General features: G+C 69.2%; 17 protein-coding genes. 7 read left to right on the top strand and 10 right to left on the bottom strand.

What is annotated here, in order from left to right; translation table 11 throughout:
* Together OPU70_RS13430 and OPU70_RS13425 are read right to left on the bottom strand one after the other, a co-directional pair.
* Nucleotides 1-494, bottom strand: a 494-nt coding sequence (locus tag OPU70_RS13430) for a DUF1003 domain-containing protein (protein ID WP_498558004.1), incomplete at its 3' end; no start/stop codon positions are given.
* Nucleotides 494-1,759 carry a magnesium transporter MgtE N-terminal domain-containing protein gene (locus tag OPU70_RS13425; protein WP_042541990.1) on the bottom strand — a complete coding sequence of 422 codons (1,266 nt, stop codon included), beginning with the start codon at nt 1,757-1,759 and terminating at the stop codon, nt 494-496. The genes OPU70_RS13430 and OPU70_RS13425, both read right to left, overlap by 1 nt.
* Before the next feature lie 99 nt (nt 1,760-1,858).
* Between OPU70_RS13425 and OPU70_RS13420 the strand changes: the two genes are divergently transcribed.
* From OPU70_RS13420 to OPU70_RS13410, 3 genes are all read left to right on the top strand, one after another.
* A complete protein-coding gene (locus OPU70_RS13420) occupies nt 1,859-2,617 on the top strand; it encodes a YflT domain-containing protein (protein ID WP_498558003.1) in 759 nt (252 codons plus the stop codon).
* Between the two features lie 251 nt (nt 2,618-2,868).
* On the top strand, nt 2,869-3,354 hold the full coding sequence (locus tag OPU70_RS13415; protein ID WP_475436123.1) for a magnetosome magnetite crystal formation protein family: 486 nt from the start codon (nt 2,869-2,871) through the stop codon (nt 3,352-3,354).
* Complete coding sequence (locus tag OPU70_RS13410) at nt 3,354-4,004, top strand: alpha/beta hydrolase family protein (RefSeq protein WP_475436121.1); 651 nt, start codon at nt 3,354-3,356, stop codon at nt 4,002-4,004. Before OPU70_RS13415 ends, OPU70_RS13410 begins: the two co-directional genes overlap by 1 nt.
* Nucleotides 4,005-4,179: 175 nt before the next feature.
* On the opposite strand, the gene OPU70_RS13405 is transcribed toward OPU70_RS13410, so the two are convergent.
* The 3 genes from OPU70_RS13405 to OPU70_RS13395 are packed head-to-tail and all read right to left on the bottom strand — an operon-like array spanning nt 4,180 to nt 7,564.
* Nucleotides 4,180-5,073 (bottom strand): phosphotransferase, encoded by an 894-nt coding sequence (locus OPU70_RS13405; RefSeq protein WP_498558002.1) that lies wholly within the window; start codon nt 5,071-5,073, stop codon nt 4,180-4,182.
* A 9-nt stretch (nt 5,074-5,082) separates the two neighbouring features.
* Complete coding sequence (locus tag OPU70_RS13400) at nt 5,083-6,504, bottom strand: aminopeptidase P family protein (protein WP_498558001.1); 1,422 nt, start codon at nt 6,502-6,504, stop codon at nt 5,083-5,085.
* Nucleotides 6,505-6,541: 37 nt separating this feature from the next.
* Complete coding sequence (locus OPU70_RS13395; RefSeq protein ID WP_498558000.1) at nt 6,542-7,564, bottom strand: endonuclease/exonuclease/phosphatase family protein; 1,023 nt, start codon at nt 7,562-7,564, stop codon at nt 6,542-6,544.
* Between the two features lie 87 nt (nt 7,565-7,651).
* Here OPU70_RS13395 and OPU70_RS13390 point away from each other — a divergent pair, with 87 nt between their 5' ends.
* Nucleotides 7,652-8,527: a PHP domain-containing protein gene (locus OPU70_RS13390; protein ID WP_042541984.1), complete on the top strand. Its 876-nt coding sequence runs from the start codon at nt 7,652-7,654 to the stop codon at nt 8,525-8,527.
* A 97-nt stretch (nt 8,528-8,624) separates the two neighbouring features.
* Here the strand turns inward: OPU70_RS13390 and OPU70_RS13385 are convergent, their stop codons facing one another.
* Nucleotides 8,625-10,148: a DEAD/DEAH box helicase gene (locus OPU70_RS13385; RefSeq protein WP_309687221.1), complete on the bottom strand. Its 1,524-nt coding sequence runs from the start codon at nt 10,146-10,148 to the stop codon at nt 8,625-8,627.
* A gap of 167 nt (nt 10,149-10,315) precedes the next feature.
* On the opposite strand from OPU70_RS13385, the gene OPU70_RS13380 reads away from it, so the two are divergent.
* Entirely contained in the window at nt 10,316-11,029 is a 714-nt protein-coding gene (locus OPU70_RS13380) for a ferritin-like fold-containing protein (RefSeq protein WP_042542188.1), read from the top strand.
* On the opposite strand, the gene OPU70_RS13375 is transcribed toward OPU70_RS13380, so the two are convergent.
* The 3 genes from OPU70_RS13375 to OPU70_RS13365 all read right to left on the bottom strand — a co-directional run bounded on the left by OPU70_RS13375 (nt 11,026) and on the right by OPU70_RS13365 (nt 11,793).
* Complete coding sequence (locus OPU70_RS13375; RefSeq protein WP_498557999.1) at nt 11,026-11,184, bottom strand: hypothetical protein; 159 nt, start codon at nt 11,182-11,184, stop codon at nt 11,026-11,028. The two genes, OPU70_RS13380 and OPU70_RS13375, sit on opposite strands and share 4 nt — an antisense overlap.
* Before the next feature lie 89 nt (nt 11,185-11,273).
* Nucleotides 11,274-11,561: a hypothetical protein gene (locus OPU70_RS13370; protein ID WP_042541982.1), complete on the bottom strand. Its 288-nt coding sequence runs from the start codon at nt 11,559-11,561 to the stop codon at nt 11,274-11,276.
* A 7-nt stretch (nt 11,562-11,568) separates the two neighbouring features.
* Nucleotides 11,569-11,793: a DUF3107 domain-containing protein gene (locus OPU70_RS13365; protein WP_042541981.1), complete on the bottom strand. Its 225-nt coding sequence runs from the start codon at nt 11,791-11,793 to the stop codon at nt 11,569-11,571.
* Between the two features lie 186 nt (nt 11,794-11,979).
* On the opposite strand from OPU70_RS13365, the gene OPU70_RS13360 reads away from it, so the two are divergent.
* Both OPU70_RS13360 and OPU70_RS13355 read left to right on the top strand, forming a co-directional pair.
* Complete coding sequence (locus OPU70_RS13360; protein WP_042541980.1) at nt 11,980-15,216, top strand: ATP-dependent helicase; 3,237 nt, start codon at nt 11,980-11,982, stop codon at nt 15,214-15,216.
* Nucleotides 15,213-18,662 carry an ATP-dependent helicase gene (locus OPU70_RS13355; RefSeq protein WP_475436109.1) on the top strand — a complete coding sequence of 1,150 codons (3,450 nt, stop codon included), beginning with the start codon at nt 15,213-15,215 and terminating at the stop codon, nt 18,660-18,662. The genes OPU70_RS13360 and OPU70_RS13355 overlap by 4 nt, the downstream gene beginning before the upstream one ends.
* Here OPU70_RS13355 and OPU70_RS13350 read toward each other — a convergent pair.
* Entirely contained in the window at nt 18,608-19,939 is a 1,332-nt protein-coding gene (locus OPU70_RS13350) for a phosphotransferase (protein WP_228385675.1), read from the bottom strand. The genes OPU70_RS13355 and OPU70_RS13350 overlap by 55 nt on opposite strands.
* Nucleotides 19,940-19,977 lie beyond the last annotated feature (38 nt).

The following is a 19,977-nucleotide window of genomic DNA, read 5'->3' as shown; positions in this document are numbered from 1 at the left end:
CCCCCCCCCCCCCCCCCCCCCCGCGACTTGAGCTCGTGGCGCAGCACATCCCGGGTCACGACCTGGTTGTTGCGCTCTTCGAGCGACATCCGCAGCGCGACGATCTCTCGGGCCAGGTACTCCGTGTCGGCGAGGTTGCGCTCGGCACGCTGGCGATCCTGCTCGATCTGCACGCGGTCACGGTCGTCCTGGCGGTTCTGCGCGAGGAGGATCAGAGGGGCCGCGTACGACGCCTGCAGCGAGAGCATGAGGGTGAGGGCCGTGAAGCCGAGCGCGGCATCGTCGAAGCGCAGGTGGTCGGGCAGCAGGGTGTTCCAGCAGATCCAGAGCACGCAGAACAGCGTGAGGATGAGCAGGAACGCCGGGGTGCCCATTGCACGGGCGACCCATTCGGTGAAGCGGCCGAAGCGGTCACGCGATGTCGGCCGCTGCCGAGGGGTGCCGCGGCCCAGTGGGGCGTCGAGCTGAGGGGAGCGCGAGCGGGAGCGGGGCATCAGCGCACCTCCTTCGGGATCGACGGCTCGTCGCTGTCATGTGTGCGCCAGTCGTCGGGCAGCAGATAGTCGAGGACGTCGTCGATGCTGATGGCGCCGACCAGACGATGGGCGGCGTCGATCACCGGAAGCGAGACGAGGTCGTAGCTCGCGAGCATCCTGGCCACCTCCGCAGCCGATGCGGTGACGCGCACGGGGTCGAGGCTGTCGTCCATGATCGCGCCGAGCCGCTCGTGCGGCGGGTAGCGCAGCATCCTCTGGAAGTGCACCATTCCGAGCAGTCGGCCCGTCGGCGTCTCGAAGGGCGGCAGGGTCACGAACACGGCTGCAGCAAGGGCGGGGTGCAGCTCGTGACGCCGGATGAGGGCCAGCGCTTCGGCGACGGTCGCATCGGCGGAGAGGATGATCGGCTCGGGCGTCATGAGACCGCCGGCGGTGTCAGGGCCGTATCGCAGCAGCATCCTGACGTCCTCGGCCTCCTCCGGCTCCATCAGCTCGAGCAGCTGCTCGAGGCGATTGGGCGGCAGCTGGGCGAGGAGGTCGGCGGCGTCATCCGGCTCCATCTGGTCGAGGATGTCTGCGGCTCGCTCGTCGCCGAGGCGGTCGAGGATGTGCACCTGGTCGTCCTCGGGCATCTCTTCGAGGGCGTCGGCGAGCCGATCGTCGGAGAGCTCCTCTGCGACCTCGATCATGCGCTGCTGAGGCAGATCGAGCAGGGTGTTCGCGAGGTCGGCGGCGTGCAGCTCGGAGTAGGAGGCGACGAGCTGCTCGGCCGATTGGGACTCGCCGGGGGAGTGCTGCTCGGTGACCTCGTTCCAGGCGGCGAACGTCGTCGGGCCCTTGGCGAACGGTGAGGCGCTGGTCTTCGGGCGACGGAGGAAGAGCTGGCTGACGGCCCACTCGCCCAGGCGGTTCGGCTCGATGGCGACGTCTTCGATGACAGCAGTGCCGGTGCCGTCGACGAGGCTGACCCGTCGACCCAAGAGTTCTGCGAGAACCCGCACTTCTCCGGCGCGCGGCGAGAAGCGGCGCACGTTGATGAGTCCGGTGCTGATGACCTGGCCTGCACGGATCGACGTCACTCGTCCTATCGACAGGAAGACGTGTCGTCGCCCGGGGATCTCGACGACGAGGCCGATGACACGCGGAGCAGCCGTACTTCGGTACACGATGACGACATCTCGGACTTTGCCGAGCCGGTCGCCGACGGGATCGAAGACGGCGCAGCCTGCCAGGCGCGCGGCGAATACCCGTTGTGTGCTCACTCGTCCAGCGTAGTGCGCAGGGCCCGCCCGCGGCCCCCGCGGGGCCGCAGCACGACACACTCCCGGCCCTGTCACCACAAGGCATGGAACAATGGCGGGATGAGCATGCTGAACCGTCCAGCCGACAGCCGCGATGAGGGCGAGATCGTCGCCTCCACCCGCGATTACGAAGGCGCCCAGAAGACGGTGTCGAAACTGATCGCCCAGGAGGTGCCGGCCCGAGACATCGCGATCATCGGGCAGAGCGTCCGGACGGTCGAGCGCATCACGGGGCGACTCGGCTATGCCGCCGCGGCACGATCGGGGGCCATCAACGGCGTGCTCATCGGTCTCTTCCTCTCCGCGATCCTCGTGATCGGCAACCCCGAGGTGCCGATCCAGCTCTTCGTCGGGTTCGTCTTCATCGGCGTCGCGCTCGGAATGCTCCTCAGCCTCGTCACCTATGCGATCGTGCGCCGACGCCGCGACTTCGCGAGCGTCACGCAGTTCGCCGCGGACCATTACGAGGTGCGGGTGCAGGCCACGTCACTCGCGAAGGCGCGTCTCGCCCTGGGGGCGGCCAAGCCTGCAACGGTGCGTGCGCCCGTCGATCTGGACGAGCCGCCGAGGTACGGCGAGCGCATCGCGCCGGGTGGCCAGCCCGCTCCTGCGCCTGCGCCTCCGGCAACGCCTCCCGTTTCGCCAGAGGACCCGACTCCCGGCCCGACCCCGCCGCTCGGTGGACCTGAAGCCGCTCCCGAGGAGCCGACTGTTCCGCCGCGCCCCGCAGATCCGGCCGCACCTCCGGCCGCACCGCCGATCGACACGCCCGACCCCGGCAAGCCCGGCCTCCCGCCCACCTCGGCGGGAACCGTCTGATGTCCGACGCAGACCGCGCGTCCGACCCGTCGGCGACACCCGCACACCCCGCAGTACCTCCCGTGCCTCCCGCGCCTCCCGCGCCTCCCGCGCAGGGCCCGATTGCACCGGCGCCTGTGTACGGCTACGCGCCGCCGCAGCCTCCGGGATATGCGCAGCAGCCCGCGTCGCAGTCACCGGGGTACGCGCCGCCCGCCGCTCCCGGCCAGGCTCCGGCGCCTCAGCAGCCCGTCGGCTATACCCCGCCGCAGATGCCTCCTTCCCAGGGGCATCCGGCACCCGGCTATCCGGCACAGGGCTATCCGGCACAGGGCTACCCCGCGGGGACCTATCCCGCCGCGGTACCGCCGCGCGGGCTTCTTCCATGGGCTCTCGGCCTTCTGATCCTGATCCCGTTCCCGTTCGTCGGCGGACTCGCGTCGGGGATCGCCATGGCCGTCAGCGGCGGGACATCGCGTCGCTTCGGAGGCGTGGCCGGCGAGAACGCTCGGGCGGCCGCGAACTGGGGGCTCACATACCTGCTGGTGTCGACGGTTCTGCTCATCTCGCACTTCGTGATCCTGTTCTCACTCACGGCCGATTCTCCGTCGAGCGGGTTCTACCCCATCGGCATCCCGATCACGATCTACTTCGCGCTGTCGGCCTTCCACGTCGTCCTGGTCATCATGGGCATGGTGAAGGCGTCCGGCGGCAGAGTCATGCGCGTACCGTTCGCGATTCCCTACCTGCGCGCCTGATGGTCGAGATCCTCGTCGATCTGCCCGCCGGACCGGTCGCCATCTCGGCTGACTGGTCGGCAGGGGACAGCGGATCGACCGTGATCGTCGCGCACGGCGCAGGCACCGGCAAAGACCACCCCTTCCTCACCGGCTTCGCCGAAGAGCTCGCCTCCCGTGGACACGCCACGCTGCGCTTCAACTTCCCGTACGTCGAGCAGGGACGCCGGATGCCAGGGCCGGCGACTCATGCGATCGCGACCTGGAACGCCGTGGTCGCGTTCGCGCGTGAGCAGGACCCGGATGCGGCCATCTGGGCGACCGGCAAGTCGTATGGCGGGCGGATGGCGTCGATGGCCGTCGCGCAGGGACTCTCCGTCGACGGTCTCGCGTACCTGGGATACCCGCTGCACGCACCGGGCAAGCCGGAGAAGCCGCGCGCCGAGCACCTTCCGGCCATCAGCGTTCCGCAGCTGTTCATCGAGGGCACGAACGATCCGTTCATCCAGCCGCTGGCGCAGTTCGAGGAGGTCGTCGCAACCTGCCAGGACGCGCGCATCATCTGGATCGACGGCGGCGGTCACACCTTCGAGGTGAAGGGACGCAAGCGCCCCGCATCCGAGATCGGCGCGTCGCTCGCACCCTTCGTCGCGGAGCTCGTGCACCCCTGATGAGGGGTCTGCACCATGTCGAGATCTGGGTGCCCGATCTCGACGAGGCTTCGCGAAGCTGGCACTGGCTGCTTACTCGATTGGGGTTGCAGGCGGCCCGGATCACTACGCCGGGTGGGTCGAGAACGACCAGGGATTCAAGGTCGAGATCGTTGCGGATCCGCCGGCGTAGGCATCACGTGAGCGACATCAGCTCTGCGTCGTCGAGCAGACGGCGCACCGTGGAGAGTCCGAGAGCACTCATCGCGGGACTCGAGTCCTCGTAGTACCAGCCGAGTCCCATCGCCTGCTGCAGCGCCCACCCGGCGCCCCGCTGCCATTCGACATCCGACGCTCCGACGCGCTCGCGCACCATGCATCGGCGAGACGCGTCGAACAGATGCCAGGCGGCGACCAGATCGAGAGCGCGATCAGCAGGGCCGAATCCGCCGCCGTCGAGGACGCCCACAACGCGATCGCCCGCGACCAGCAGGTTGAACGGGGTGAGATCGCGGTGGCTCATCACATCCTGACCGGAGCGCGGCAGACCGCGCAGAGCCCGCCACAGTCGTCGCACCCGGGCCGGATCGACCAGATGAGCGCTTCTCTCGATGCAAAGTGCGACCCACTCGTCGTGATCTGTGAGGACGCCACCACGCCCCTGACCGTCGAACTCGCGCCCGCGCACATCGGCGGCCCGTAGCGACGCGATCAGCGCGGCGACGTCGAGCGCCAGGGCATCAGAAGTCGCGTGAAGGTCTCGGCACGCTGTGTCGCCAGGCACCCATGTCTGCACCGACCATGCGGATGGATACTCTGCCGTCGGCATGCCGATGCCGAGAGAGCGAGGCGAAGGCACCGCGCAGACGTCTGCGAGCTCCTCCATCGCCGCGGCCTCAGCAGCGAGTGCCTCTGCCGATTCGACGACGAGGGGGAACCGCGCCGCGAACTCGTCGCCGATCCGGGTGATCGTGTTCACGGTGCCCGCGGTGCGTATGCGCTCGACCGGCAGGTGGGCGAGCGCGGGAAACCGCTGCGCGATCAGTCGCGCAGCGGTCTCCTCCGTGAGTGCGAGCTCGCCCTCGTGCATGCAGCGGGCTCAGCTCTGGATGCGAGCGATCCAGGCCTCGACCTCGTCGGCGGTGCGGGGGATGTCGGCGGACAGATTGATCGGACCGTCCTGCGTCATCAGGATGTCGTCCTCGAGGCGCACGCCGATGCCGCGGTACTCCGCGGGCACGGTGAGGTCGTCGATCTGGAAGTACAGGCCGGGCTCGATCGTGAACACCATGCCGGGCGCGAGGATGCCGTCGTAGTACATCTCTCGACGGGCCTGAGCGCAATCGTGCACATCGATGCCCAGATGGTGCGACGTGCCGTGCACCATGTAGCGACGGTGCTGTCCGCCGGCATCTGCGTCCAGCGCCTCCTGCGCGGTCACCGGCAGCAGGCCCCATTCGGCGACGCGGGCGGCGATCACGCGCATGGCGGCCTCGTGCACCTCGCGGAACCGCACGCCGATCCGTGCCGCGGCGAAGGCGGCGTCCGCAGCCTCGCGCACGGTCTCATAGACCCGGCGCTGGACCTCGCTGAAGGTGCCGGAGACGGGGAGAGTGCGGGTGATGTCCGCGGTGTAGAGGCTGTCGGCTTCGACGCCCGCGTCGACGAGGATCAGATCGCCGGGGACCACGGTGCCGTCATTGCGGGTCCAGTGCAGGTAGCAGGCGTGGGGACCCGATGCGGCGATCGTGTCGTACCCCTCGCCGTTGCCGTCTTCGCGGGCGCGGCGATGGAAGACGCCCTCGACGACCCGTTCGCCCCGAGCGTGCGCGATCGCGTCGGGAAGCGAACGGATGACGTCTTCGAAGCCCTGGGCGGTGATGTCGACGGCACGACGCATCTCGGCGATCTCGTACTCGTCCTTGACGAGACGAAGCTCCGAGACGAACCGGGTGAGGTCGTCGTCCTCGTCGAGCACGAGTTCGCCGTCAGCGCTCGTGAACTCCGCGAGGTGCTCGGTCGCGACATCGAGGTCTGCGGCGACCCCGGCGAGCGAGGGGCGCGGGCCGATCCAGAACTCCCCGACGGTGGCATCTGCGTAGAACTCGGTCGTGGTGCGGTCCGCGCGCTCGCGAAAATACAGCGTGACGTCGTGGCCTGAGTCGGTGGGATCGAACACGAGGATCGAGTCGGGTTCGGCGTCCGATGCCCAGCCGGTGAGGTGTGCGAAGGCCGAGTGGGCGCGGTACGGATAGTCGGTGTCGTTGCTGCGCTGCTTGAGCGACCCGGCAGGAATGACCAGGCGCTTGCCGGGGAATGCTGCCGAGACGGCTGCGCGGCGCACGGCAGCGAACGGCGCCTGTGCGCGGGGCGCGGGGATCGACTCGGGGCGCTCGGCCCATCCGGTCGAGATCGTGTCGAGGAACCCGCGGGGGAAGGGCTGCTTCCGGTTCGTGGTGGTGGCTTCGACGGGAGTCTCGGTCGTCGGCTCTGCGATCGTGTCGCGTTCTGCGGTGCTCATCCCTCCAGTCTGTCACCTGCGTGACGACTGCGGGATGTCAGCCTGCGGGCTCGAGCTGCACGACCAGGCCGCGGTGATCGCTGCCACCCCCGCCTCCGATCACGACCGATCCGGTCGCCGTCCAGCTGGGCGATGCCATGACGTGGTCGATCGGCGTGCTCAGCAGAGCCGGCAGCGAGCTCGGCCAGGTTCCGCTGAAGCCGTTGCCCGATCGGGTCGCTGCGTCGCGGCAGTAGCCCATGTCGCCGCCGTCGACCCCGAGGCCCGCCATGTGGTCGATCGTCGCGTTGAAATCTCCGGCGAGGATGAAGTCGCCCGCGGGGCACTGATCGGCGATCCAGCGCAGATCGCTCTGCCACTGCGCCATGTCGTCCATGCGCGGTGCGACGGCATGCACGGCGACGATGGTCGGACCTGCGCCATCGACCGGCATCAGCACCGCACTGGGAACCGAGCCGGTGTTGTTCGAACCGTCTTCCGACGACGCGATCACGGAGTACTCGCCGAGGTCGGGGGATACCAGGACGGTCGTGTGCCACGATTTCGGGCCGTCGACGACGTCGGGTTTGAACTGCACGTGGTGCACCCACATCGGGTGGTCCTGATCACGCAGCAGCACAGCGACCTGTTCGCCGACCTCCTCCGTGGTCTCGGGGAGCGCGACGATATCGGCGCCTCGATCGAGGATCTCGCGGGCGATCTCCTCGGCTGACACCTCGTCGCCGGCGGTGTTCCAGGTGAGCACGCGGAGGCTCGACTCGGTGGGGGCGGGGAGCGTGTCTGCGCCGAATCCGCGCAGGAAGCCGATGGCTACGGTCGCCCCGGCTCCGAGCAGCGCGACGATCAGGACCGATGCCGCGAAGCCACGCAATGGCTTCGCGAAGAGGAGAAGCAGTGACAGCGCGGCGATGACGAGGAATGCTGCGAGCACGACTCCACGGGCGGCGACGATCTGAGCGAAGGGGAACGTCTGCTCGAGATGGAAGAACTGAGGCCACACCACGACTGCCGTCGCGATCGCGAACAGCACGGTGAAGAGGATCCCCAGTAGTCGAAACATCCCCACCAGCCTAGAAGTCCCCCCTGTGAAGTCCCTAGAGCGACGGCATGCGCGACCGGCGTCCGCGGTCGTCGGTACGCTCGGAGCATGGCCTCCGCTCCCTCACGCCGTTTCGCCGGTCCGTCCGACCTGCACATGCACTCCAATCACTCGGACGGTACAGAGACGCCCGCTGAGGTCGTGCGCCAGGCGCACGCGTACGGCTTGCGCACCGTGGCGCTGACCGACCACGACCGCAGCACCGGGTGGGACGAGGCGGCAGCGGCCACCGCAGGACTGGGGATGACGTTCATCCCCGGCATGGAGCTCTCGGCGAAGCACGAATGGCGCAGCGTGCACGTGCTCGGCTACCTGTTCGACCCGCTCGACGAGGCGCTCACAGCCGAGACCGATCGGATCCGGGGCGATCGGATCGGCCGAGCAGAGAGGATCGTCCGCAGCATCGGTCGCGACTACGACCTCGACTGGGACGACGTCCTCGCCCAGACCACGCTCGACGCGACGGTCGGCCGCCCGCACATCGCCGACGCTCTCGTCGCTCGGGGAATCGTCCGCGATCGCACCGAGGCGTTCGACGGGATCCTGCATCCGCGTGAGGGCTACTACGAGCCTCACTACGCTCCGGATCCGCTCACCGCGGTGCGTCTGATCACGGATGCCGGGGGAGTGGCGATCATCGCGCACCCCGCGACCGTCGGCCGCGACCACATGATGCCCCTGCACTTCATCGAGCAGCTGATCGCCGCCGGTCTGGGCGGTTTCGAGATCGACCACCGCGAGAACACCGCGTCGGGCAAGAAGGCGCTGCATGCGATCGCGGCGAAGCACGACCTGATCATCACGGGCTCGAGCGACTACCACGGCACCGGAAAACCGAACCTGCCGGGCGAGAACACGACCTCCGACGAGATGGTGCAGCGGCTCATCGAGCGCGCGAGCGGAACCGCACCGCGCTACGCCTGACGCCGGGCGTTCCGTCGACCGCTCGGTGCGGTGTGCCCGGGGAGACGGCAGAGGGGGCGGATGCCGCTGCTGCAGCATCCGCCCCCTCTGAGGTCGATCAGGCTCCGGAGACCGGAGCCGCTCCCGCTCCGCCCGAACCGCCGCGACGACGACGGCGACGGCGCGCGGGAGCCGGCTTGCCGTCGTGGTGCTCCTTGCCTGCGCCGTCGTGGGTGCCGGCGCCTTCGGCACTGCGGTCGGCTGACGTCGTGGACTGCGAGTCGTCGGCTGGCGCCTCGGAGGTGCCTTCTGCGAACGTGGAACCCACCGGGGTCGAACCGCCCCGACGACGCCGACGGCGACGGGTGCCGCCCTCGTCGGTGCCCTCTGCTGCCACGTCTGCTGCACGCTCGGGGCGCGGAGCCCGCTCGGTCTTCACCGACTGCGTCTTGGGCGCAGACACCAGACGGCCCTTCGTGCCGGCGGGGATGTCGAGGTCTTCGAACAGGTGCGGGCTGGACGAGTACGTCTCGGTGGGTTCGGGCTGGCCGAACTCGAGGGCGCGGTTGATCAGCGCCCACTTGTGCAGGTCCTCCCAGTCGACGAACGTCACGGCGATACCGGTCTTGCCCGCCCGACCGGTGCGGCCGACGCGGTGCAGGTACGTCTTGTCCTCGTCGGGGATCGTGTGGTTGATCACGTGGGTGACGTCATCGACGTCGATGCCGCGGGCGGCGACGTCGGTCGCGACCAGCACGTCACGCTTGCCGGCCTTGAAGGCCGCCATCGAGCGCTCGCGCTGATCCTGGCCCATGTCGCCGTGCACGCCGCCGACGTTGAATCCGCGGTCGGAGAGCTCGTCGACCAGACGCTGCGCGGCACGCTTGGTGCGCGTGAAGATGACGGTCTTGCCGCGGCCCTCGGCCTGCAGGATGCGCGCGATGATCTCGTCCTTGTCGAGCGAGTGAGCCCGGTAGACGAGGTGCTTGATGTTCGCCTGGGTGAGGCCCTCGTCGGGGTCGCTGGCGCGGATGTGGATCGGGTTCGACATGAACCGACGAGCGAGCGCGACGATCGGGCCGGGCATGGTCGCCGAGAACAGCTGCGTGTGCCGCACCGCGGGGACCTTCTGGAAGATCTTCTCGATGTCGGCGAGGAAGCCCAGGTCGAGCATCTTGTCGGCCTCGTCGAGCACGACCTCGGTCGCGTTCGACAGATCGAGAAGGCGCTGGCCGGCGAGGTCGATCAGACGACCCGGCGTGCCGACGACGATCTGCGCGCCGGCCTTGAGCTGGTCGATCTGACCCTCGTAGGCCTTGCCGCCGTAGATCGCGACGACGCTGGTCGAGCGGTTGCTCGTGAGCAGGTCGATGTCTTCGTACACCTGCACCGCGAGCTCGCGGGTGGGAACGACGATGAGCGCCTTGACGCCGTGCTCGGGGTTGAGCCCCAGTCGCTGCACGACAGGGATGCCGAATCCGAAGGTCTTGCCGGTGCCGGTCTTGGCCTGGCCGATGATGTCCTGGCCGGGGAGGCCGAGGGGGATGGTCTGCTCCTGAATGGGGAAGGCGTCGACGATGCCCTTGGCGGCGAGTGCGTCGATGATGTCCTGATCGATTCCGAGATCAGCGAAGGTTGTCAATGTTCAGAGTGCCTGTCCGGCGACCTGCGAGGATCGCCACGTTCACGGATCCACGCCGTCTTTGTGCCACAGGCGCGGGCCCCGCTCCGACGGCGGGGACACCGACAGCCTACCCGAGGGGGTGGCGGCGCCCGGAAGGCCCCTCTCGTCCGAGTATTGTGAACCCCGTGGTGAACTGGTTCTGGAAGCGAAGGACGCCCCGGCGCACACTGACGTTGCGCAGTCGAGGGGATCAAGGCGCAGCGACGCGCGTCGACTTCGCCGAACTCGCGCCGGAGCTGCCACGATTCCTCGGACAGGCCGCGTACCTGCAGCTGGGCTACTTCGAGACGCTCACCCGACTGATCAGGGCGACGCCCGAGCTCTCCGAGAAGGAATCCCTGTCTCGCGCGGCCGGCGCCGCTCTCACGAAGCATCGAGCCATCGTCGACCTGATCGCCGAGCGCGGTGACGATCCGACGCAGCTCATGCTCCCGTTCCGCGAGAACCTCGATGCATTCCGTCGCAAGACGATCGGGGCGCGTCCACGTGAGACGCTGCTGGCCGTCTACATCACCGCAGGGATGCTCGACGACTTCTACTTCGCGCTCGCCTCGAGCTACGGAGAGACCGGCGAGCGGGTGGCAGCCATCCTGGGCGAGGACGACGCCCGTCACGAGATCGTCGCGATCATCCAGGAGACCATCGACGGCGACGGGGAGTGGCGATCGCTCCTGTCGATGTGGGCGCGCCGCCTGGTCGGCGACACGATCCTGGTGTGCCGTTCAGCCCTGCGTCAGCCCGAACTCGCGGCCATGAGCGAAGACCGCGTCGAGCTGGTCTACACCGAGCTGATGGGCGCGCACGCGCGTCGCATGGACGCGATGGGGCTGGCCTCCTAGCCCGCAGCGGTCTGCGTGCGCATCCGCTCGAGCCGCCTGGTCAGACGCCAGGCGGCGACGGCGGGGACTGCGCCCACCACGCCGAATGAGATGTCGATGAGCTGCCAGCCGAACGGGATGCCCCGGATGCTGCCGGCGATGAGCGCGAGCGGCACGACATGACACCGCTGACCACGAGGTCGAGCATCAGCACGCCGACGCTGACGCGGATCCACCGCAGCGTGCGACGCTCGCTCACGAATGCTCAGATGCCGAGCGCGGCCCTGGCCGATGCGTCCGACCGACGGCGCGACGCGACGATCGCGACCGTGAGGCCTGCGGCGACCGCGACGGATCCGACGATGCTCGCGAGCCACAGCCAGATGCTGTCCTCTCCGACGCCCAGCCACTGCATGCCCGTATAGAAGAGCGCGGCGAGGGCCGTGGCCATCGCGGGCGTCAGTGCGACCCCGCGCAGCTCCCGGCCACCGATCATGTAGTGGGCCGCGATGCCGAGCGCGCACGCTCCGACGAGAGCGAGGAGGATGTACATCGTGGCGTCAGGCGAAGAAGCCGACGCGACGAGACTCCTCGGTGCCGAGCTCGATGTACGCGAGGTTCGCGGTCGGAACCAGGTAGGAGTTGCCCTTCACATCGGCGAAGCTCAGGTGAGAGGTGTTCTGCTCGAGAGCCGAGGAGACCTGTGCGCGAACCTCGTCCGCGCTCGAAGCGGTCTCGAAGCTGAGCTCGCGGCCGGTGTTGATGATGCCGATGCGGATTTCCACGCGTACTCCTGTATTCCAGTCGACGATGCTGTGGTCGAGTCGACCTCGGAGGTCGACGACTGCGCCCAACTCTACCGGGCGGCGAGACGACGGGATCCGCCGATCGGGTGGGTTTCGCCCTGAGCGCACAGCGTCGTGAGACGGCGGCGGGCGGCGATGTCCGTGCGCCGCAGTAGCGTGGAGGACATGACAGAGGACGCCGCGCAGAACGCCGTGATCGGCGCAGAGGTGTCGGCATCCGGTGTCATCATCGGGGCGCCCGGAACGGGCAAGACCCGCACCCTCACCGAGCGTGTGGTGCATCTGCTCGACACCGTCGGGATGCGCCCCGAGCAGCTCCTCGTCCTCACGCCGAGCAGGCAGGCGGCCACCGCGTTGCGCGACCGCATCGGAGTCAGAATCGGTCAGGCCACCCCCGGCCCGCTGGCCAGGTCGCTCGGATCGTTCGCCTTCCAGGTCGTGCGCGGAGCGATGGTGCGCGCAGGAGCAGAGCCGCCGGCCCTGCTGACAGGGGCGGACCAGGACCGTCTGATCGCCGAGCTGCTCGCGGGCGATGCGGAAGACGAGCGCATCGTATGGCCGCAGGCGCTGAGCCCCGCGGTTCGCGCATCGAAGGGCTTCCGTTCCGAGCTTCGTGCGTTCCTCGCCGAGTGCGTCGAGCTCGGCGCGCAGCCCGTGGAGCTGCGCGCGGCCGACGATGCGGCCTGGTCGGCCGTCGCCGACTTCCTCGTCGAGTACCGCGCGGTGCTCGATCTGGCGCGGGCATCCCACCGTGACGCCGCAGATCTGCTCGCCGAGGCGCGCACGATCCTGCAGACGGCCGAGTCGACTGTCCTGGGGCCCCTCGCGGATCTCAGGGTGGTGCTGATCGACGACGCGCAGGAGCTGACACGTGGCGGGATCGCGATGGTCGAGGCGCTGCGCGCGCGAGGCACGGCAGTGCTCGCGTTCGGCGACCCTGACATCTCCTCCGGAGCCTTCCGCGGTGCGAGCCCGGAGCTGTTCGCTCAGCTCGCCGCCGCGCTCGGCGAGGTGCACGTCCTCGACAGGCCCCATCGGCAGGCGCCCGCTCTCACCGCGCTCACCCGCACCGTCACTCAGGCGATCGGGGCGTCGGGCCGCATCGACCACCGACGCGCCCCCCAACCGCTCGACGCACAGGAATCAGGCGCCCCCACCGACGTCAGCACCTTCATCGCGCCGTCGCCGCACGAAGAGCTCGACCGCATCGCCGGCGTCATGCGCGAATGGCATCTCACAGACGGTGTTCCGTGGGATCGCATCGCGGTGATCGCGCACGACACCCGGCAGGTGACGCACCTCGAGTCCGAGCTCGCGGCACGCGAGATCCCGACGAGAGCCGCGGGTGTGCAGCGGCCCCTCGGCTCCGAGCCGATCGTGCGCGACATCGTCGGCATCGTGCGCCTGGCCCTCACCGCACCTGACGACCGGACCTCCCAGGACTGGGAGGAGGCGCTCCGCACTCCTTTCGGCGGCATGGATGCGATCGGTCTCCGGCGTCTGCGGGCACGTCTGCGTCATATCGAGCTCGACCTCGGCGGGTCCACGCCGGCTCGGGAGCTGCTGCGCCAGGCGCTGGCCGCGCCCGACCACTTCACTCTCATCGATGCGCAGGAATCCCGCCTGGCCGCGCGCTTCGCCTCGACCATCGCCGAGGTGGCCTCCGCGGCGGCTGACGGCGAGACGATCCACGATCTTCTGTGGCGGGTCTGGGATCAGTCCAGGGCAGTCGACGGGCGCAAGCTCCAGGTCGCGTGGCGCGAGATGTCGCTGCAGCCCAGCGGTGCGGAGACCGCGAGAGCCCTCGACGCCCTCGTCTCCCTGTTCGGTGCGGCGAAGCGGTTCGTCGAACGCACCCCGAATGAGAAGCCCGAGGTGTTCGTGCGAGACATCCTCGACAGTGAGGTGCCCGAAGACTCCCTGTCGAGTCCCGATCGGCCGGGACGGGTGACCCTGCTCACACCTGCGACAGCGCTCGGCACCGAGTTCGACGCCGTCGTGGTGGCCGGAGTGCAGGACGGCATCTGGCCGAACGTGCGTCTGCGCGGCGGGATGCTGCAGACCTGGCGCCTCGCCGATGCGCTGCTCGCCGCCCGCACCGGAACCGTCGAGCACCCGCCCGAGACCCTCGACCGGCGCCGCGCGGCACTCCACGACGAACTGCGGCTCTTCGTGCGCGCGATCTCTCGCTCGCGCCGCCGGCTCCTGGTCACCGCGGTCGACGACGACGACCTGATGCCCAGCCCGTTCTTCGGTTTCCTCCCGCCGCCCGATCCGCCCGAGCTGCATGCATCGGCGGAGCATCCGCTCACGTTGCGCGGGCTCGTCGCCCGTCATCGCCGGGTGCTGACGACCTCGACCTCCCCGGCCGCGCGAGAGCACGCGTCCGCGCAGCTGGCGGTGCTCGCGAGAGAGGGCGTGCCGGGCGCGGACCCGTCCGAGTGGTACGGCGTGGCTCCGCCGACGACCGACGCCCCACTGCACGACCTCGCGGTCGATGCCGCTCGGGTGTCGCCGTCACGCATGGAATCGTTCGAGGAATGCGAGCTGAACTGGGCGGTCTCCGCGCTCGGCGGCGACACCGTGATGCCGCCGTCGGCGGGTATCGGCACCATCATCCATGAAGCGATGGAGCAGGTGCCCGACGGGGAACTGGATCGCCTTCGCGACGTTCTGGCCGAGCACTGGCCCGAGCTCGACTTCGAGACGGCCTGGATCGGCAGGAAAGAGCGTCGTCGAGCCGACCTGTACATCGATCGACTGCACAGCTATCTCTCGGACGTGGCAGAGGAAGGCGGTCGCGTGATCGCCGGGGAGGTCGAGTTCCGATTCGCGGTCGAGGTTCCGGAGGAGATCGGCGTCCCGCCTGCTGTCCGCCCGGTGAGCACCGAACCGGACGACCCCCACCCGCACCACGCGATCGTCCACGGTTTCATCGACAGGGTCGAGGCGTACACCGCCGGGGGCGGGGAGCATGCGAAGGCCCGAGGGCAGAGATGGACGCGTATGGCCGATGCGCAGGGAGGAGAACGCGTCGTGGTGGTCGATCTGAAGACCGGCAAGTACGAGCCGGAGAGCGAGCAGAAGGTCGCAGACCACGCGCAGCTCGCCGCATACCAGGTGGCTGTGCAAGAGGGGCTCATCGAGGGAGCGGATCCGGCGGCGCTGGCCGGAGCGCGGCTCGTGCTGGTCGCCAAGACCCTTGCCGGGAGCGATTTCCGCGTCGCACACCAGCACACCCTCGCCGGCGAAGAGCGGGTGCAGTTCCTCGGACGCATCGCCGAGGCCGCGCGAGGCATGTCGGCGTCCAGCTTCACCGCGCACGTCGAGGCGCACTGCGCAGACACCCAATGGCGGGTCCAGCCGTGCCGCATCCACACCGTCGCCGCGGTGAGCGCGTGACTGCGTGGACGGGAGCGGGGCACGGGATCTCTGCACTGGACGTCGCCGCCGCTCTCGGCCTCCCGGCGCCCACGGAGGCGCAGCAGAGGGTGATCGAATCGCCACCCGCACCTGCGCTCGTGGTCGCGGGAGCGGGCAGCGGCAAGACCGAGACGATGGCCGGTCGCGTCGTCTGGCTCGTCGCGAACGGGCACGTGCGCCGCGATCAGATTCTCGGGCTGACCTTCACCCGCAAGGCCGCCGGTGAGCTCGCCGAGCGGATCGGCGCCAGGCTGGCGCTCATCGACGAATACGGAAGAAGGGGGCTGCTGCCGCACCTTCCCGAGATCGTGGCGAGCCACGCTCTCGATCGCGTGTCGAAAGCAGCGAACGGCCGTCAGCGCGAGGTCGTCCGATCGCAGGTGCTCGATGAACTCGCCCAGCGCTTCGGCACCGCGGGCGACTCGGCCCCCCTGTCGGCCGAGGACCTGCTGATCCGTCCGAAGGTATCGACGTACAACGCATTCGCAGACGGCATCGTGCGCGAGCACGCGGCGCGCATCGGCCGCGAGTCCGACGTCGCGATGCTCAGTCAGGCGGCGTCCTGGATGCTGGTGCGCGACGTCGTGCTGCGCGCCGACCTCCCCGAGCTGGAACAGATAGACCGATCTGTGGCGGGAGTGGTCGATGCGGTGCAGAGGCTGGCCGGTGACTCGCTCGACCACAGGGTCGACCTCGACCGCGCGGACCGGATCGCGCTGCGTCAGGCCGAGGCGTTCGAGCCGTACTCGAGCAATGCGGATGTCGCGACCGCGGTGGCGAATCTTCGCGCTCTTCCCGCTCTGTCGGTGCTGGTCCGCGACTACATCGCCGAGAAGGAACGACGTGGTGTGCTGGACTTCGCCGACCAGGTGAGCGGCGCCTACGACATCGTCGAGTCGTCACCCGATGTGCGCGAAGATCTCCGACAGCAGCATCAGGTCGTGCTGCTCGACGAGTACCAGGACACCTCTGTGATCCAGACGCAGTTCCTCGCACGGCTCTTCCGAGACTCCGCCGTGATGGCGGTGGGCGATCCCCACCAGTCGATCTACGGATGGCGAGGCGCCAGCGCCGACAACCTGCACGCCTTCGCGCGGACCTTCTCCGAGCAGGAGACCGTCGGGAACTACAGTCTGATGACGAGCTGGCGCAACGACCGGAGCATCCTCGGCGTCGCCAACCGCATCCTCGGTCCTCTTCGCAGACCTGGGCTGGACGTGCCGCCCCTCGAGGCCCGCCCGGGTGCGGGCCCCGGGGCGGTCGAGGTGGATTTCCCGCTCACGGTCGATGAGGAAGCGCGCGCGGTCGCCGAGTGGTTCGCCGCGCGTCGTGCAGCACACGACGACCCAGCCAAGCCGCACACCGGGGCGGTGCTGTTCAGGTCGAAGCGCCACATGCAGACCTTCGCGGCAGCCCTGGCCGCGCAGGGCATTCCCCACCGGATCCTCGGCCTCGGTGGTCTCCTGGCCACGCCCGAGGTGGTCGATGTCGTCTCGACACTGCGGGTGCTGCACGATCCCACCGCCGGCTCAGCTCTGATCAGACTCCTCGTCGGCCCTCGCTTCTCGGTCGGGGTCGCCGACATGGCCGCGCTGCAGGGGCTTGCAGCGGAGCTCTCGCGGAGAGACAGCGGTCTGCTGCCGTTGGACGACGAACTCCGAAAGCGCATCCGCGCGTCACGAGGCGCGGACGAGGCGCTGTCCATCATCGACGCCGTCGATGTGCTCCGCGGCCTCAGCGATGACTACCGCCTTCTGTCGGGCATCACACCGGAGGGTCGCTCTCGCATACGCGCAGCGGGGGAGATGCTCGAACGTCTTCGCAGAGCCTCGTCGCTGCCGCTTCCCGACATGCTGAGGCTCATCGAGCTCGAACTGCGTCTGGACATCGAGCTCGCTGCGAACGAGACGAGGGGGCCGGCTCGTATCGCCGCCACCCAGCTGCGTGCGTTCACCGACGAGGTCAGGTCGTTCCTCGCCGCCGACGAGCGCGGGACGATCTCGAGCCTCCTCGCCTGGCTCGAGAAGGCCGAGAGCACGGATGAACTGGTGCCGCGCCCGGAGCCGCCGGAGCCGGGAGTGGTTCAGCTTCTGACCGTCCACGGTTCCAAAGGCCTGGAATGGGATGCGGTCGCCGTGGTGCGCATGGTCGAGGGGGAACTGCCGTCGCGACCGACGGACACCTCGGGGTGGTTCGGCTTCGGGGTGCTGCCCTTCGCGTTGCGCGGCGACAGCGCGGCGCTGCCGACGTTCAGTTGGATCGCCCCCTCTGACGAGGAGCTCGATCCGGCCAAGCGGCTGAAGGCCGGGATCGCATCTCTGACGAGCAAGAGCAAGACGGCGCCGGGCGCGATCACCGTCTTCAAGGACTCCTATCGCGAGTATCAGCAAGAGGAGGAGCGCCGACTGGCCTACGTCGCCGTCACCAGGGCGCGCAGCCACCTGCTCCTGACCGGAGCGCACTGGGCGGGGCAGAAGCAGCCGAAGGCGCCGAGCCCGTACCTGATCGAGGCCATGGAGGTGCTCGGTCGCAGGCCGATCGAGCCCGTGGATCCTGACGAGAACCCCTATGAAGGTCCGGGCGCCACGCTCACCTGGCCGCTCGACCCACTCGGTGCTCGGCGAGGCATCGTCGAGTCCGCGGCCGCAGCTGTGCGCGCTGCCGCCGAGGGCGACCCTGTGGCCTCCCCGGAGCTGGTCCGTCTGCTCGCCGAGCGTGCCGCTCGACTGCACGGCGTCGATGCGCCACCCCCGACTCGCGTGCCCGCTTCCCGCTTCAAGGACTACGTCACCGACTTCGCCGGCACGGTGTCTTCCCTCGTCCGCCCGATGCCCGAGCGACCCTATCGGCAGACTCGCCTGGGCACGCTGTTCCATGCCTGGGTCGAGCGGCGCAGCGAACTGGTCGGCGTGGGCCAGCGCGTCGACGAGGCACTCTGGGAGGTAGACGAAGACGACCTCTCCTTCGGCGAGAGCGCAGGCGGAGCGGAGGTGTCGTCAGCCGACGCCGCAGACCTCTCGACTCTGCAGGAGATCTTCGAGGCCAGCGAGTGGGGATCCCTCAAGCCCATCGCGGTCGAGATCGAGATCGACTTCGCGCTGGGTGGCGGCGCGCTGCCGGGCGATGAGGGCCATATCGTCATCTGCAAGCTCGATGCGGTCTACCGACGCGAGGACCGGGGCGGGCGCATCGAGATCGTGGACTGGAAGACGGGCAAGGCCCCGCGCACACCCCAGGAGCGGGAAGAGCGGATGCTGCAGCTCGCGCTGTATCGCCTCGCCTACCATCGCCGATTCGGCGTGCCGCTCGACGAGATCGATGTCGCGCTCTACTACGTCGCAGACGACCTCGTCATCCGCGGTGACCGGGTCTACTCCGAGCCGGAGCTCTTCCAGCGCTGGAGCGCTGCTCGGGCGGCCCGCTGAGCTTCATCTTCCGGCGACCCCTCGTCGGAGCCATCCGCCTTCTCGGGCTTGTCGGCATGATGAGCATCGCCGGTCGTGCGCTGCTCCGCACCGCGGTCTTCCGAGAGCTGGTCGCGCACCCCGGACAGGTCCTCGGTCTCGAGGCCACCCACCTGGAGGCGATGGGCGGCATCCGCCGTCTCACTGAGATCGCTCGTGCTCTGGGCGTCGCTGTCGTCGCGCCAGAGGTCGTCCGGGTTGTACGCGTCGGTCTGCATCGATGTGTCGACCCCGGAGACGGCGCTCGACGGAACCCGGTCGAGCGCATCGAGAGCAGACTCGACACCCTCGTTGCGCGATGCGATCACGCCGAGATCGTCGCTGTGCAGTCCGTCTGCGAGCGCCTCGAGGAGAGCGGCGGCATCGTCGACGATGTCGGGTCGGTGCAGCGAGTCCCCATGCACCAGCCAGCGGGCGAACTCGAGCTCGGCGAGCAGCCGAGCGCGCACCTCGAGTGCTGCGTCCGGGCCGCGATCGGCGGCACGAGCATACGACGCGTGGACGTCATCTGCGGCATCAGGGGCGGTCGACAGCCACGAGAGGTCGATCGCCGGGTCGCCCACAGCCAGCGAATGCCACCCGACGAGTCCGGTGACCTCGGGGCCGAGCTCCGGGTCGTCGCGGAAGATGAACGAGGTGGACTGCACTCCACCCAGCACGACCGTCGATTCGAAACGCCAGAGGTCGTCGTCGGCGATGGCGTCGCGCCACCTCACCGTGAGTCGAGCGGGGACGCGCCCGGTCGATGCGGCGGCGTCGACGAGTCGAGCGAGTTCGTCGCGACTCTCCTGAGCAGACCGTGTGGTCAGACCGGCGCCGCGCACGACCGACGTGGGGAGCGCGTGGACGGCGGCGATCGCCGCGCCCATCGATTCGGCGGCGCCCCGGCCCGCTGGCACCATCGCGGCTTCGATCTGGAAACCGGGCAGCAGCTCGGTCACCAGTGCGTGTGCGTCCGCCAGCCGGGTCTCGCCGATGTACTCGGGAGCTCTGAAGGGCAGCATCGCCCGCGCACCGGCCGTCAGCGCTCTGAGGGCGAGGGCCTCGGCGGCGAGCTCCCGAGAGGTCTCGTCGTCGTCTGCCACGCGGATCGCGAGCTCGCGTCCGTCGGCGAGCGTGGCGACGGCGGAGTCGAAGCGGCCGTCGCCGTCGGCACTGAGCGCGCGCGCCCCGGTCACCTCGGCGCCGGGCAGTGCGGCAGTCACCGCCGCGGCTAGAGTGAATGGAGAGCGTCCCATGCCTCCAGGGTAGGTGGACGTAGGGGCGGTCCCGCTTC

This window comes from Microbacterium sp. SWDP-B6, from assembly GCF_059803615.1.
The sequence above is the reverse complement of the archived record's forward strand: the minus strand, read 5'-3'. Positions and strand labels throughout refer to the sequence as shown.